Raw genomic sequence first — 14,490 nt, 5'->3', positions numbered from 1 at the left:
CTGTTGGCGCTTCTGTGGATAAGATGTTCGCTTACCGCTGCAGGCCTTATGAATCGAGCCTTTCAGACTTCTGGTTAAAACTTGACCAAAGTGTCGTTTCGAGTGGGTAAAACCTCCGCAGGCGTAGAAAATTCGCGGCTTTCAACGGTTTTCCACAGAGACGCCGAAGTTGTACCCAAAGTCTGTTGGCGCTTCTGTGGATAAGGTGTTCGCGATCCTCTGCAGGCCACTAAATCCGTGAGTTGTAGCGGTTTGATCAATTAATGATCAGTCGCTGTTGAAAACGTTAATTCTGGATAAGTCACGGATTTTCTTCGGTTTCTGTGAAGAAAGTTTTCAGCCTTTCCACACTTGTCCCCATTTGCTGTGGGTGGAGGTGTTGATAACTTGTTTGCGGAAGGCTGAGAGGCGCGCAGGGCATAGCGCTGAACGGAATAGGTCATATTTCGTACAGTTCTAAATTAGTGGCGAGTCAGATGGGGATGTATTGCGAGGATTGACGCTATCGCGAGCAAGCTTGCTCCTACAAATAACCTGAGTGGTACACACATTCTGTGAACGACCCAAACCAAGGAGCAAGCTTGCTCGCGATGCTTTTGATTTTTAGCCGCTAACCGGAACCCCTTTGAGATAAGGCGCTGGCTCAGCCCCCAGATTGCTCAACAGACGCTCGCTGTACCAATCCACAAAGTTCACCACACCGAACTCATAGGTCTTGGAATAAGGCCCCGGCTGATACGCAGTGGAGTTGATCCCGCGCTGGTTCTCTTCGGCCAGGCGACGGTCCTGGTCGTTGGTGGCATCCCAGACCTGGCGCATGCGCTCCACGTCGTAGTCGACGCCTTCGACCGCGTCCTTGTGCACGATCCACTTGGTGGTGACCATGGTTTCCTGGGCGCTGATCGGCCACACGGTGAACACGATGATGTGGTCGCCCATGCAGTGGTTCCACGAGTGCGGCAGGTGCAGGATGCGCATCGAACCGAGGTCCGGGTTCTTGATGCGGCCCATGAGTTTGGCGCAGCCCTGTTTGCCGTCCAGGGTCATCGACACGGTGCCCTTGAGCAGCGGCATGCGCACGATGCGGTTACGCAGGCCGAAACTGGCGTGGGCGTAAGGGATCTTCTCGGCTTCCCAGGCAGCGGCGGAGGCGGCCACGTGGTCCTTGAACGCCTGGTCGGCGCGCGGGTCGGTGACGTCGTCCCATTCCAGCAGGGTTTTCAGCAGTTCCGGGTGCGACGCGTTGCAGTGATAGCACTCGCGGTTGTTTTCCAGCACCAGTTTCCAGTTGGCCTTTTCCATCAAGGTGGTGGTGATCGCCACCTTGGTGTTTTCCATGTCGTACGGTTCCATGTAATGGCTAAGCGTCGACAGGAAGTCATCGATGGCCGGCGGGTTCTCCGCCAGGCTGATGAAAATGTAGCCGCCGGCGGTCTTCACGTTCACCGGTTTGAGGCCGTACTGCTTCATGTCGAAGTCGGCGCCCATTTCGGTGCCGGCGAACAGCAGGCGACCGTCGAGTTCGTACGTCCACTGGTGGTAGTGGCAGACCAGTTTGGCGACCTTGCCTTTTTCGCTGGTGCACAGGCGCGAGCCACGGTGGCGGCAGACGTTATGGAACGCGTGCACTACACCTTCGGCGCCACGGATCACGATGATCGGGTTCTTGCCGACCTGAAGCGTCAGGTAGTTGCCCTTGGTCGGGATCTCGCAGGTCATGCCGGCGATCAACCACTCTTTCTGGAAAATCTCCTGCATGTCGATATCAAACAGGCGCTCGTCCGAGTAGAACGGCTGTGGCAGGGAGAACGTGCGCTCGCGCTCTTGCAGCATCTGCGCGGTGGCCTTGCGTGCGGGTTCCAGCGGATCGCCCAGGCTCAGGGTAGTAGTGACGTCCATCGATTTAATCCTCATGGCCATCTGCGTGGCCGGCGAAAGTGGCTAATCAGGTGTGCTGCTTTGGGTTGCTACGCAAGGTGTAAGGAATGTGTCTTGGTATGAGGCGAGTGTGGGGCCGGCGCTGGCCAGAACCTTATCCATGGGCGACATGATGCAATCTGTTCCCGACGCGCAACCCCCGGTAGTTGGGGGCTGGTCGCGATAAGCATGTGAATGTCGCAGATAGGTAAATGGGTGGTTCGCGCTATACGCAGAATCGCCAACATGAAGGCCGACAGTCGGCCGTGGAGATCAGCATGTCCAACAGCTTCCTGAACCCGGTAACCACCCAGACCTGGGCCAATGGTCGACACATCGTCCGTTGCGTCAAAGTCATCCAGGAAACCTGGGATGTGCGCACCTTCTGCTTTATGGCCGATCAGCCAATCCTGTTCTTCTTCAAACCGGGGCAGTTCGTCACGCTGGAGCTGGAGATTGAAGGCCAGCCGATCATGCGCTCGTACACCATTTCCAGCTCGCCTTCGGTACCGTACAGCTTTTCGGTGACGATCAAGCGCGTGCCGGGTGGCAAGGTCTCGAACTGGTTGCACGACACCCTGCACGAAGGCCAGGAGCTGGCGGTACACGGCCCGGTCGGGTTGTTCAACGCCATCGACTTCCCGAGCCCGAAAGTGTTGTACCTGAGCGGCGGCGTAGGGATCACCCCATGCATGTCCATGGCGCGCTGGTTCTACGACACCAACGGCAACGTCGACATGACGTTTATCCACAGCGCCCGTTCGCCCAAAGACATCATCTACCACCGCGAGCTGGAACACATGGCGTCGCGGATCGACAACTTCAGCCTGCACCTGATCTGCGAGAAGCATGGTCTGGGCGAGCCGTGGGCCGGTTATCGCGGTTACCTGAACCACAAGATGCTGGAACTGATGGTGCCGGACTTCCTTGAGCGCGAAGTGTTCTGCTGCGGCCCGACGCCGTACATGAACGCGGTGAAGCGCCTGCTGGAGAGCGCTGGCTTCGACATGAAGCGCTATCACGAGGAGTCGTTTGGCGCGACGCCGCCAGAAGCCCGCGCCGACGCCGTGGAACAAGCCGAACAAGCCGCCGATGCCCCGGAAGTCGATGCGGCGGATCTGCATCAAGTCGAGTTCATCGCTTCCGGCAAGAGCATTCGCGTGGCGCCGGGCGAGACCGTTCATGCGGCGGCTTCCAAGGCCGGTCTGCTGATTCCGAAGGCCTGTGGCATGGGCATTTGCGGAACCTGCAAAGTGTTGAAACTGGGCGGCGAAGTGGAGATGGAACACAACGGCGGGATCACCGAGGAAGACGAGGCCGAAGGGTACATCCTGTCGTGCTGCAGCGTGCCGAAGGGCGACGTTCGCATCGATTTCTAAACACCTAACCCCTGTAGGAGCTGCCGAAGGCTGCGATCTTTTGATCTTGATTTTTTAAGATCAAAAGATCGCAGCCTCGTTTCACTCGACAGCTCCTACAGGGGAATGCGTTCAGTCGATAAACAGGTCAGGCATCAGCTTGTCGTCGCTGTCGGGTTCAAATCGGTAATGATCGAACTCGGTCACGCCGTTCTCCCGCAAAACTTCCTCATCAATCAGCAACCGCCCGGTCAGGCTGCGATTCGCGCTACTCAGAATGATGTGCGCCGCATCAGCCATGATCGCCGGCGTTCGCGCATGCTTGAACGACTCCCGTGACCCTAGCTGAAACTCGATCGCCGCCGTGGCAATCATGGTCTGCGGCCACAGCGAATTGACGCTGATCCCGTAATTCTTGAATTCCTCGCTCATGCCCAGGGTCAGCATGCTCATGCCGTATTTGGTCACGGTGTACGGGCTGTATTGGGCGAACCACTTGGTGGCGAGATTCAGCGGCGGCGAGAGATTGAGGATGTGTCCGCCGGACTTTTTCAGATAGGGCAGCGCGGCCTGACTGCACAACAGTACGGCGCGGGTGTTGATCTGGTGCATGAGGTCGAAGCGCTTGAGTTCAACGTGCTGGACCCCGGTCAACTTGATGGCCCCGGCGTTGTTGACCAGCGCATCGATGCCGCCGAAATGTTCGTTGGCCTGGGCCAAGGCCTGATGCACGGCGTCTTCATCGCGCACATCCACTTGCAGGGCCAGCGCCTTGCCGCCGGCGGCTTCGACTTCCTGGGCCACGCTGAAAATCGTGCCGGGTAACTTGGGATGCGGCGAGGCGCTTTTCGCTGCAATCACGATATTGGCCCCGTCACGCGCGGCTCGCAGCGCGATCTCACGACCAATCCCGCGACTGGCGCCGGTAATGAACAGGGTTTTGCCTTGCAATGACATGCGTACGCTCCTGCTTATTGTTATGTGAGCGGAGGCTCGACAAACAATGTAGACGATGTCTTCAGGCGCAAAAGGTCATTGTGGCGAGGGAGCTTGCTCCCGCTGGGCTGCGAAGCAGACCCAACGTCTGAAAATGCGGTCTGTCAGGCAGACCGCATGGCGGGTTTTACGGCGGCTGCGCCCCCGAGCGAGAGCAAGCTCCCTCGCCACGGGGATCGGCGTAGGTTGCGGGAAATCAGTGCGACATTACTTCACGAATGTCTTTGGCCAATTCACGCACGCGTTCTTCTTCGGTGTCCCACGAGCACATGAAGCGTGCGCCGCCGTTGCCGATGAAGGTGTAGAAGCGCCAGCCCTTGGCGGTCAGGGCGGCGATGGCCGGTTCCGAGAGTTGCAGGAACACGCCGTTGGCCTGCACCGGGAACATCAGCTCCACGCCCGGAATATCGCTCACCAATTCGGCCAGCAATTGCGCGCAGCGGTTGGCGTGATGGGCGTATTTAAGCCAGGCGCCGTTTTCCAGGATCCCGACCCAAGGCGCGGAGAGGAAGCGCATCTTGGAGGCCAGTTGCCCGGCCTGCTTGCAGCGATAGTCGAAGTCTTCGGCCAGTTTGTGGTTGAAGAACAGAATCGCTTCGCCCACGGCCATGCCGTTTTTCGTGCCGCCGAAGCACAACACATCGACGCCGGCCTTCCAGGTCAGGTCCGCTGGCGAGCAGCCGAGGAATGCGCAGGCGTTGGAGAAGCGTGCGCCGTCCATGTGCAGGTTCAGGCCCAGCTCTTTGCAGGTGGCACTGATGGCGCGGATTTCGTCCGGGGTGTAGACGCTGCCGACTTCGGTGGCCTGGGTCAGGGTCACGACGCGGGGTTTCGGGTAGTGGATGTCCTGGCGCTTGAGCGCGACTTCGCGGATCGATTCCGGGGTCAGCTTGCCGTTTTCAGTGCGGGCGATCAGCAGTTTGGAACCGTTGGAGAAAAATTCCGGGGCGCCGCATTCGTCGGTTTCGACGTGGGCGGTTTCCGAGCAGATCACGCTGTGGTAACTCTGGCACAGCGACGACAGCGCCAGCGAGTTGGCAGCGGTGCCGTTGAAGGCAAAGAACACTTCGCAGTCGGTTTCGAACAATTTGCGGAAATCGTCGGACGCGCGGGCGGTCCACTCGTCGTCGCCGTATGCGCGCTGGTGGCCATGGTTGGCCTGCTCCATGGCAGCCCAGGCTTCAGGGCAAATGCCGGAGTAGTTGTCGCTGGCGAATTGTTGGCTCTTGTCGGTCATGGCCTGCTTCCGTGGTCGGGACGCCTATGGTGAAGCGTCTCGTGGTCAATGAGGGTGCGCACTTTACCGAAGATCGTCCGGGGAGCACACGGGATGTCACTGTCAGAAAAATACAAGGATGCCGGGCAATTATGCACATGGCTATGGACTTAAAGCAGCGCGACGGTGCACTGGATTTGCTCAAGTGGCTGGCGCTGCTGAGCATGGTGCTCGATCACCTGCGATATGTCGGTTATTCCGTCGATTTGTTGTATGTGCCGGGGCGTCTGGCGTTTCCGTGGTTCTGCCTGGCGATGGCGGCGAATCTGGCGCGCGCGTCCACAGTGACGACGGGCGGGCAGTGGCGTTATCTGGGGTGGTTAATGCTGTTTAGCGCGGTGAGTGAAATTCCTTACCGAATGTTCATTCCTGAGCTCGATACGCTGAACGTAATGCCCACTTTGGTCCTCGGCCTGCTGGTGGCGCGAGGTTGGCAGCAGCCAACCCTGCAATCGCGGTTGCTGGCGGCAGTCGCCTTGTTACTGGCGGCGCTGTTCACGCAAACACTGATGTTCGGTTTCTTCGGGGTGTTGTTGCCGTTGGCGATGCTGCTGGTCATCCAGCGGCCGTGGTATTTCGCGTTATTGCCGGGGCTGATCTGTCTGGCGGCCAATCAGTGGCAGGTGCTGTATTACGCCGCACGGCTAGGTAACCACGCGGCCATTCCCGCCATCGTCGCTTGTCTGATTGCGCCATGGCTGGGGCTGTTCTTGTTGCGACACCTCCATGACGTAAAACCACCACCGATGCGGCGTTGGGCCTATGCGCTCTATCCCGCGCATTTCCTTCTGTTGCTGCTCGTCCGCCACATCGCCACATGACCTTGTGGGAGCTGGCTTGCCAGCGATAGCGGTGGGTCAGCCGCCATCAATGCTGGATGTGACGCCGCCATCGCTGGCAAGCCAGCTCCCACAGGGTTTCTCGCTGATTTAAGAGTTGTGTTCGACATGCCATTTCCCGCCATGTCGTAAACGCACCTTTGCGTGGCGCCCGTAGGCATTTGATCTGTCCAAGCCAGTCATACCATCGCTATCAAAGGGCACTGCCGAAAGGTACGTGCCTCACCGAGACGAAAGGCGCACCGCCGCCGCTGGGAGAGACGCGATGTTCAGCAAGCAAGACCAGATCCAGGGTTACGACGATGCACTGCTGGCGGCGATGAATGCCGAGGAGCAACGTCAGGAAGATCACATCGAGCTGATCGCGTCGGAGAACTACACCAGCAAGCGCGTCATGGAAGCGCAAGGCAGCGGCCTGACCAATAAATACGCCGAAGGCTATCCGGGCAAGCGCTACTACGGTGGCTGCGAACACGTCGACAAGGTTGAAGCCCTGGCCATCGAGCGCGCCAAGCAACTGTTCGGCGCCGATTACGCCAACGTCCAGCCACACTCCGGTTCCTCGGCCAACAGCGCCGTGTACCTGGCGTTGATCCAGCCGGGCGACACCATCCTCGGCATGAGCCTGGCCCACGGCGGTCACTTGACCCACGGCGCCAAAGTGTCGTCCTCGGGCAAGCTGTACAACGCCGTGCAGTACGGCATCGACACCAAGACCGGCCTGATCGATTACGACGAAGTCGAGCGCCTGGCTGTCGAGTGCAAGCCGAAGATGATCGTTGCCGGTTTCTCGGCTTACTCCAAGACGCTGGACTTCCCGCGTTTCCGCCAGATCGCCGACAAGGTTGGCGCGCTGCTGTTCGTCGACATGGCCCACGTGGCCGGTCTGGTCGCCGCTGGCCTGTACCCGAACCCGCTGCCGTACGCTGATGTGGTCACCACCACTACCCACAAAACCCTGCGCGGTCCACGTGGCGGGCTGATCCTGGCCAAGTCCAACGAAGAGATCGAGAAGAAGCTCAACGCTGCGGTATTCCCCGGCGCCCAGGGCGGCCCGCTGATGCACGTCATCGCCGGTAAAGCCGTGTGCTTCAAGGAAGCGCTGGAGCCAGGCTTCAAGGCTTACCAGCAACAAGTGATCGACAACGCCCAGGCGATGGCCGGCGTATTTATCAAACGCGGCTACGATGTAGTGTCCGGCGGCACCGACAACCACCTGTTCCTGGTCAGCCTGATTCGTCAGGGCCTCACCGGCAAAGACGCGGATGCAGCACTCGGTCGCGCGCATATCACTGTGAACAAGAACGCTGTCCCGAACGATCCACAGTCGCCGTTCGTGACCTCCGGCCTGCGCATCGGCACCCCGGCGGTGACCACGCGCGGCTTCAAGGTGACCCAGTGCGTGACCTTGGCTGGCTGGATCTGCGACATCCTCGACAACCTCGGCGACGCCGATGTCGAGGCCAATGTCGCCCAGCAAGTGTCGGCACTGTGCGCGGACTTCCCGGTTTATCGCTGAGCGCGGTTTTGGAGTAAATGACTATGCAACGCTATTCGGGCTTCGGCCTCTTCAAACACTCCCTCAGCCACCACGAAAACTGGCAGCGCATGTGGCGCACGCCGACCCCGAAAAAGGTCTACGACGTGGTCATCGTCGGCGGTGGCGGGCATGGTCTGGCGACCGCTTACTACCTGGCCAAGGAACACGGCATCACCAACGTCGCTGTGGTCGAGAAAGGCTGGTTGGGCGGCGGTAACACCGCGCGCAACACCACCATCGTTCGTTCCAACTACCTGTGGGACGAGTCGGCGCACCTGTACGAACACGCGATGAAACTGTGGGAAGGTCTGTCCCAGGACCTGAACTACAACGTGATGTTCTCCCAGCGTGGCGTTTACAACCTGTGCCACACCCTGCAGGACATCCGTGATTCTGAGCGTCGGGTCAGTGCCAACCGCCTCAACGGCGTCGACGGTGAACTGCTCGATGCCAAGCAAGTGGCGGACGAGATCCCTTACCTCGACTGCTCGAAAAACACCCGCTACCCGGTGATGGGCGCAACCGTCCAGCGTCGCGGCGGCGTGGCCCGTCACGATGCGGTGGCCTGGGGCTTTGCCCGTGCCGCTGACGCCTTGGGCGTGGACCTGATCCAGCAGACCGAAGTGATCGGTTTCCGCAAGGAAAACGGCGTGTGCATCGGCGTCGAAACCAACAAGGGCTTCATCGGTGCCAAGCGCGTCGGTGTGGTCACTGCCGGTAACTCCGGGCACATGGCCAAACTCGCCGGTTTCCGTCTGCCGATCGAATCCCACCCGCTGCAAGCGCTGGTGTCCGAGCCGATCAAACCGATTATCGACAGCGTGATCATGTCCAACGCCGTACACGGCTACATCAGCCAGTCCGACAAGGGCGACCTGGTGATCGGCGCCGGTATCGACGGCTACAACGGCTACGGCCAGCGTGGTTCGTACCCGGTGATCGAGCACACCATCCAGGCCATCGTCGAGATGTTCCCGGTGCTGTCCCGCGTACGCATGAACCGCCAGTGGGGCGGCATCGTCGACACCACCCCGGATGCCTGCCCGATCATTTCGAAAACCCCGGTGCCGAACATGTTCTTCAACTGCGGTTGGGGCACCGGCGGCTTCAAGGCTACACCTGGCTCGGGCAACGTGTTTGCCGCAAGCCTGGCCAAGGGTGAAATGCACCCGTTGGCCGCACCTTTCTCCATCGACCGTTTCCACAACGGTGCGTTGATCGATGAACACGGCGCTGCTGCGGTTGCCCACTAACAGGAGAAATCCCCATGTTGCATATCTTCTGTCCTCACTGCGGCGAACTGCGCTCCGAAGAGGAATTCCATGCATCCGGCCAGGCGCACATCCCGCGTCCACTGGACCCGAACAGCTGCACCGACGAGGAGTGGGGCGACTACATGTTCTTCCGCGACAACCCGCGCGGTTTGCACCATGAGCTGTGGATCCACGCCGCCGGTTGCCGTCAGTACTTCAACGCCACCCGCGACACCGTGACCTACGAGATTCTCGAAACCTACAAGATCGGCACCAAGCCACAATTCACCGACAAGACCGATAGCCCGAAAGCGGCCACCACGGCTCTGGGAGAGAAGGTATGAGCCAGATCAATCGCCTGTCCAACGGCGGACGGATCGACCGCAATAAAGTCTTGAGCTTCACCTTCAACGGCCAGAGCTACAAAGGCTTTGAAGGCGACTCACTGGCCGCTGCACTGCTGGCCAACGGCGTCGACATCATCGGTCGCAGCTTCAAGTATTCCCGTCCCCGCGGCATCTTTGCTGCTGGCGCTGAAGAGCCGAACGCAGTGCTGCAGATCGGCGCGACCGAAGCCACGCAGATTCCGAACGTACGCGCTACGCAACAGGCGCTGTATCAAGGCCTGGTCGCCACCAGCACCAACGGCTGGCCGAGCGTGAACAACGACATGATGGGGATTCTCGGCAAGGTCGGCGGCAAGCTGATGCCGCCGGGTTTCTACTACAAAACCTTCATGTACCCGCAATCGTTCTGGATGACTTACGAGAAGTACATCCGTAAGGCCGCAGGTCTTGGCCGCTCGCCGACCGAGAACGATCCGGACACCTACGACTACATGAACCAGCACTGCGACGTGCTGATCGTCGGTGCCGGCCCTGCTGGTCTGGCCGCTGCACTGGCGGCCGCACGCAGCGGTGCCCGTGTGATCCTCGCAGATGAGCAGGAAGAGTTCGGCGGCAGCCTGCTCGACTCCCGCGAAAGCCTCGACGGCAAGCCTGCCGTGGAATGGGTCGCCAGCGTCATCGCCGAGCTGAAGAACACCCCTGACGTGCTGCTGTTGCCACGCGCCACGGTCAACGGTTACCACGACCACAACTTCCTGACCATTCACGAGCGCCTCACCGATCACCTCGGCGACCGCGCACCGATTGGCCAGGTGCGTCAGCGCATCCACCGTGTTCGTGCCAAGCGTGTGGTGCTGGCGACCGGCGCTCACGAGCGTCCACTGGTCTACGGCAACAACGACGTGCCGGGCAACATGCTGGCCGGTGCTGTCTCGACTTATGTGCGCCGCTACGGCGTGGCACCGGGCAAAAAACTGGTGCTGTCGACCAACAACGATCACGCCTATCGCGTGGCGCTGGATTGGCTCGATGCCAGCCTGCAAGTGGTCGCTATTGCTGACGCCCGCAGCAATCCGCGTGGTGCGCTGGTGGAAGAAGCACGCGCCAAAGGCATCCGCATCCTCACCGGCAGCGCCGTGATCGAGGCCCGTGGCAGCAAGCACGTGACCGCTGCCCGCGTTGCCGCAATTGATGTGAAAGGGCACAAAGTCACCAGCCCTGGCGAATGGCTCGACTGTGACCTGGTCGCCAGTTCCGGCGGTTACAGCCCGGTGGTGCACCTGGCTTCGCACTTGGGCGGCAAGCCGACCTGGCGTGAAGACATCCTCGGTTTCGTACCGGGTGAAGCACCGCAAAAACGCGTGTGCGTCGGTGGCATCAACGGCGTCTACGGCCTCGGCGATTCCCTGGCCGATGGTTTTGAAGGTGGCGTGCGCGCGGCCAGCGAAGCCGGTTTCGGGGTGGTCGAAGCGACCTTGCCGAAAGCCTTGTCGCGTCTGGAAGAGCCAACTCTGGCGCTGTTCCAGGTACCTCATGAAAAGAACACCGCTCGTGCACCGAAGCAATTCGTCGACCTGCAAAACGACGTCACCGCCGCCGCCATCGAACTGGCGACCCGCGAGGGCTTCGAGTCGGTCGAGCACGTCAAGCGCTACACCGCACTGGGCTTCGGCACCGATCAGGGCAAGCTCGGTAACGTCAATGGCCTGGCCATTGCCGCCCGTTCGCTGAACGTGACCATCCCGCAGATGGGCACCACCATGTTCCGCCCGAACTACACGCCGGTGACCTTCGGCGCCGTGGCCGGTCGTCACTGTGGGCACATCTTCGAGCCGGTGCGTTTCACTGCGCTGCATCACTGGCACCTGAAAAATGGCGCCGAGTTTGAGGACGTCGGCCAGTGGAAGCGTCCTTGGTACTTCCCGAAATCCGGCGAAGACATGCACACCGCAGTCAAGCGCGAATGCAAAGCCGTGCGCGACAGCGTCGGCCTGCTGGACGCTTCGACTCTGGGCAAGATCGACATTCAAGGTCCCGATGCGCGTGAGTTCCTCAACCGCATCTACACCAACGCCTGGACCAAGCTCGACGTGGGCAAGGCGCGTTACGGCCTGATGTGCAAAGAAGACGGCATGGTGTTCGACGACGGCGTGACTGCTTGCCTGGCCGATAACCATTTCGTGATGACCACCACCACCGGCGGCGCTGCACGCGTACTGCAATGGCTGGAAATCTACCAGCAGACCGAATGGCCAGACCTGAAGGTGTACTTCACTTCCGTGACGGATCACTGGGCAACCATGACCCTGTCCGGGCCGAACAGCCGCAAGCTGCTCAGCGAAGTCACCGATATCGATTTGAGCAACGAAGCGTTCCCGTTCATGACCTGGAAAGAAGGTCTGGTCGGTGGCGTGCCGGCGCGGGTGTTCCGGATTTCGTTTACCGGTGAGCTGTCGTACGAAGTCAACGTGCAAGCCGACTATGCGATGGGCGTGCTCGAGAAAATCGTCGACGCCGGCAAGAAGTACAACCTGACCCCGTACGGCACCGAAACCATGCACGTACTGCGCGCCGAGAAGGGTTTCATTATCGTCGGTCAGGATACCGATGGCTCGATGACGCCTGACGACTTGAACATGGGCTGGTGTGTCGGTCGTACCAAACCGTTCTCGTGGATCGGCCAGCGCGGCATGAATCGCGAAGACTGCGTGCGTGATCAGCGTAAGCAACTGGTTGGCCTGAAGCCGATCGATCCGAACAAATGGCTGCCGGAAGGTGCACAACTGGTGTTCAACACCAAGCAGGCGATCCCGATGACCATGGTCGGTCACGTGACCTCCAGCTATGCCCATAACTCCCTCGGCTATTCGTTTGCCATGGGCGTGGTCAAGGGCGGCCTGAACCGCATGGGCGAGCGTGTGTTTGCGCCGCTGGCGGACGGCAGCGTGATCGAGGCGGAAATCGTTTCTTCGGTGTTCTTCGATCCGAAAGGCGAACGGCAGAACGTGTGATTGCAGGATGTGGTGATGTCTGTAGGAGCCGGCTTGCTGGCGATGAACGAAAACACGGTGCACCTGATACACCGCGTCGTCCGGATCGCCAGCAAGCCGGCTCCTACAGGAGGCAACCGCACCATCAACAGAATTCAGGAACAGGTGCTTTATGACCGCAGCCAATGTTTACCAACAACGCCCAACCACCGGGGCCAAGGCCGAATCGTCGCTGCATCACGCCGACCTCGCCAGCCTGGTGGGCAAGGGGCGCAAGAGCGCCGGTGTGACCGTGCGTGAGAAAAAGCTTCTGGGCCACCTGACCATTCGTGGCGACGGCCACGATGCTGCGTTCGCCGCCGGCGTGCACAAGGCCCTCGGCATCGAATTGCCGGGCGCACTGACCGTCATCGTCAAAGGTGAAACCAGCCTGCAATGGATGGGCCCGGATGAGTGGCTGCTGATCGTGCCGACCGGCGAAGAGTTCGCCGCCGAGCAAAAATTGCGTGAAGCGCTGGGCGACCTGCACATCCAGATCGTCAACGTCAGCGGTGGCCAGCAGATCCTCGAACTGAGCGGCCCGAGCGTGCGCCAGGTCTTGATGAAGTCCACCAGCTATGACGTACACCCGAACAGTTTTCCGGTGGGCAAAGCGGTCGGCACGGTGTTCGCCAAGTCGCAACTGGTGATCCGCCACACCGCCGAAGACACTTGGGAATTGCTGATCCGCCGCAGCTTCTCGGATTACTGGTGGTTGTGGTTGCAGGATGCTTCTGCCGAGTTTGGCCTTAGCGTTCAGGCGTAACACAGTGACGTCGCTGACTGCTTTTGTGGCGAGGGAGCTTGCTCCCGCTCGGCTGCGCAGCAGTCGTAAACCTTGATTCCGCATTCCTTCCTGAAGGCATGCGGTCGCTGATTTTGGGGTTGCTTCGCAACCCAGCGGGAGCAAGCTCCCTCGCCACAGAGTTATCTCTGATCACAGATGTAGCAACAGGAGTCACCGCACTATGAGCCGCGCCCCAGACACATGGATTCTGACCGCCGACTGCCCCAGCGTCCTCGGCACCGTGGACGCGGTAACCCGCTTTCTGTTCGAGCAGGGCTGTTACGTCACCGAACACCATTCCTTCGATGACCGGCTCTCGGGTCGCTTCTTCATTCGCGTGGAATTCCGTCAGCCCGACGGCTTCGACGAACAATCATTCCGCGCAGGGCTGGCCGAACGTGGCGAATCCTTCGGCATGGTCTTCGAGCTGACGCCGCCGCACTATCGGCCGAAAGTGGTGATCATGGTCTCCAAGGCCGATCACTGCCTCAACGACTTGCTCTACCGCCAGCGCATTGGCCAATTGTCGATGGACGTGGCCGCCGTGATCTCCAACCACCCGGACCTCAAGCCGCTGGCGGACTGGCACCAGATTCCGTACTACCACTTCCCGCTGGACCCGAATGACAAGCCGTCGCAGGAGCGTCAGGTGTTGCAAGTGATCGAAGAGTCCGGCGCCGAGCTGGTGATCCTTGCGCGTTACATGCAGGTGTTGTCGCCGGAGCTGTGCCGCAAACTCGATGGCAAGGCGATCAACATTCACCACTCCCTGCTGCCGGGTTTCAAGGGCGCCAAGCCGTACCACCAGGCCTACAACAAGGGTGTGAAATTGGTCGGCGCCACGGCGCACTACATCAACAACGACCTCGACGAAGGGCCGATCATCGCCCAGGGCGTCGAGGTGGTCGACCACAGTCATTACCCGGAAGATTTGATCGCCAAGGGCAGGGACATCGAAGGGCTGACATTGGCCCGGGCCGTGGGTTATCACATTGAGCGAAGGGTGTTTTTGAACGCCAATCGTACGGTCGTTCTTTAGATTGCTATCGCTGGCAAGCCAGCTCCCACAGGGATTTATGTCGTATGCAGAATTTGTGTACACCCCCGCCCACTGTGGGAGCTGGCTTGCCAGCGATGAGGCCCTTACA

The 14,490-nt window shown here is 60.1% G+C and carries 11 protein-coding genes; 8 read left to right on the top strand and 3 right to left on the bottom strand.

Translation table 11 applies throughout. The annotated features are described in order from the left end of the window. Positions 1-603: 603 nt before the first annotated feature. Complete coding sequence (gene gbcA / locus KGB21_RS05450) at positions 604-1,899, bottom strand: glycine-betaine demethylase subunit GbcA (protein WP_034147454.1); 1,296 nt, start codon at positions 1,897-1,899, stop codon at positions 604-606. 296 nt (positions 1,900-2,195) lie between these two features. Between gbcA and gbcB the strand changes: the two genes are divergently transcribed. Continuing rightward, complete coding sequence (gbcB, locus tag KGB21_RS05445; protein ID WP_034147748.1) at positions 2,196-3,296, top strand: glycine-betaine demethylase subunit GbcB; 1,101 nt, start codon at positions 2,196-2,198, stop codon at positions 3,294-3,296. 111 nt (positions 3,297-3,407) lie between these two features. Here the strand turns inward: gbcB and KGB21_RS05440 are convergent, their stop codons facing one another. Further along, on the bottom strand, positions 3,408-4,232 hold the full coding sequence (locus KGB21_RS05440; protein ID WP_223504076.1) for an SDR family oxidoreductase: 825 nt from the start codon (positions 4,230-4,232) through the stop codon (positions 3,408-3,410). A gap of 235 nt (positions 4,233-4,467) precedes the next feature. Further along, positions 4,468-5,508, bottom strand: coding sequence for a low specificity L-threonine aldolase (locus KGB21_RS05435; protein ID WP_223504074.1), 1,041 nt, complete (start codon positions 5,506-5,508; stop codon positions 4,468-4,470). A 131-nt stretch (positions 5,509-5,639) separates the two neighbouring features. On the opposite strand from KGB21_RS05435, the gene KGB21_RS05430 reads away from it, so the two are divergent. The 7 genes from KGB21_RS05430 to purU all read left to right on the top strand — a co-directional run bounded on the left by KGB21_RS05430 (position 5,640) and on the right by purU (position 14,381). Continuing rightward, positions 5,640-6,368 carry a TraX family protein gene (locus KGB21_RS05430; protein WP_223504072.1) on the top strand — a complete coding sequence of 243 codons (729 nt, stop codon included), beginning with the start codon at positions 5,640-5,642 and terminating at the stop codon, positions 6,366-6,368. A 283-nt stretch (positions 6,369-6,651) separates the two neighbouring features. Then, positions 6,652-7,905, top strand: coding sequence for a serine hydroxymethyltransferase (glyA, locus tag KGB21_RS05425; protein ID WP_034147450.1), 1,254 nt, complete (start codon positions 6,652-6,654; stop codon positions 7,903-7,905). A 23-nt stretch (positions 7,906-7,928) separates the two neighbouring features. After that, on the top strand, positions 7,929-9,179 hold the full coding sequence (locus KGB21_RS05420) for a sarcosine oxidase subunit beta (protein WP_007980419.1): 1,251 nt from the start codon (positions 7,929-7,931) through the stop codon (positions 9,177-9,179). A gap of 14 nt (positions 9,180-9,193) precedes the next feature. Beyond that, complete coding sequence (locus KGB21_RS05415) at positions 9,194-9,523, top strand: sarcosine oxidase subunit delta (RefSeq protein WP_034147448.1); 330 nt, start codon at positions 9,194-9,196, stop codon at positions 9,521-9,523. Continuing rightward, positions 9,520-12,537, top strand: coding sequence for a sarcosine oxidase subunit alpha (locus KGB21_RS05410; protein WP_223504070.1), 3,018 nt, complete (start codon positions 9,520-9,522; stop codon positions 12,535-12,537). Before KGB21_RS05415 ends, KGB21_RS05410 begins: the two co-directional genes overlap by 4 nt. A gap of 151 nt (positions 12,538-12,688) precedes the next feature. Beyond that, on the top strand, positions 12,689-13,321 hold the full coding sequence (locus tag KGB21_RS05405) for a sarcosine oxidase subunit gamma (RefSeq protein ID WP_034147446.1): 633 nt from the start codon (positions 12,689-12,691) through the stop codon (positions 13,319-13,321). Positions 13,322-13,523: 202 nt separating this feature from the next. Continuing rightward, positions 13,524-14,381, top strand: coding sequence for a formyltetrahydrofolate deformylase (purU, locus tag KGB21_RS05400; RefSeq protein WP_075946216.1), 858 nt, complete (start codon positions 13,524-13,526; stop codon positions 14,379-14,381). The last annotated feature ends 109 nt before the right edge of the window (positions 14,382-14,490 follow it).

This window comes from Pseudomonas sp. GL-RE-29 (genome assembly GCF_019947275.1).
GTDB classification, from domain to species: Bacteria; Pseudomonadota; Gammaproteobacteria; order Pseudomonadales; family Pseudomonadaceae; genus Aquipseudomonas; species Aquipseudomonas fluorescens_A.
Note: the sequence above shows the minus strand (reverse complement) of the source record. Positions and strands in the feature narration are given on the sequence as shown.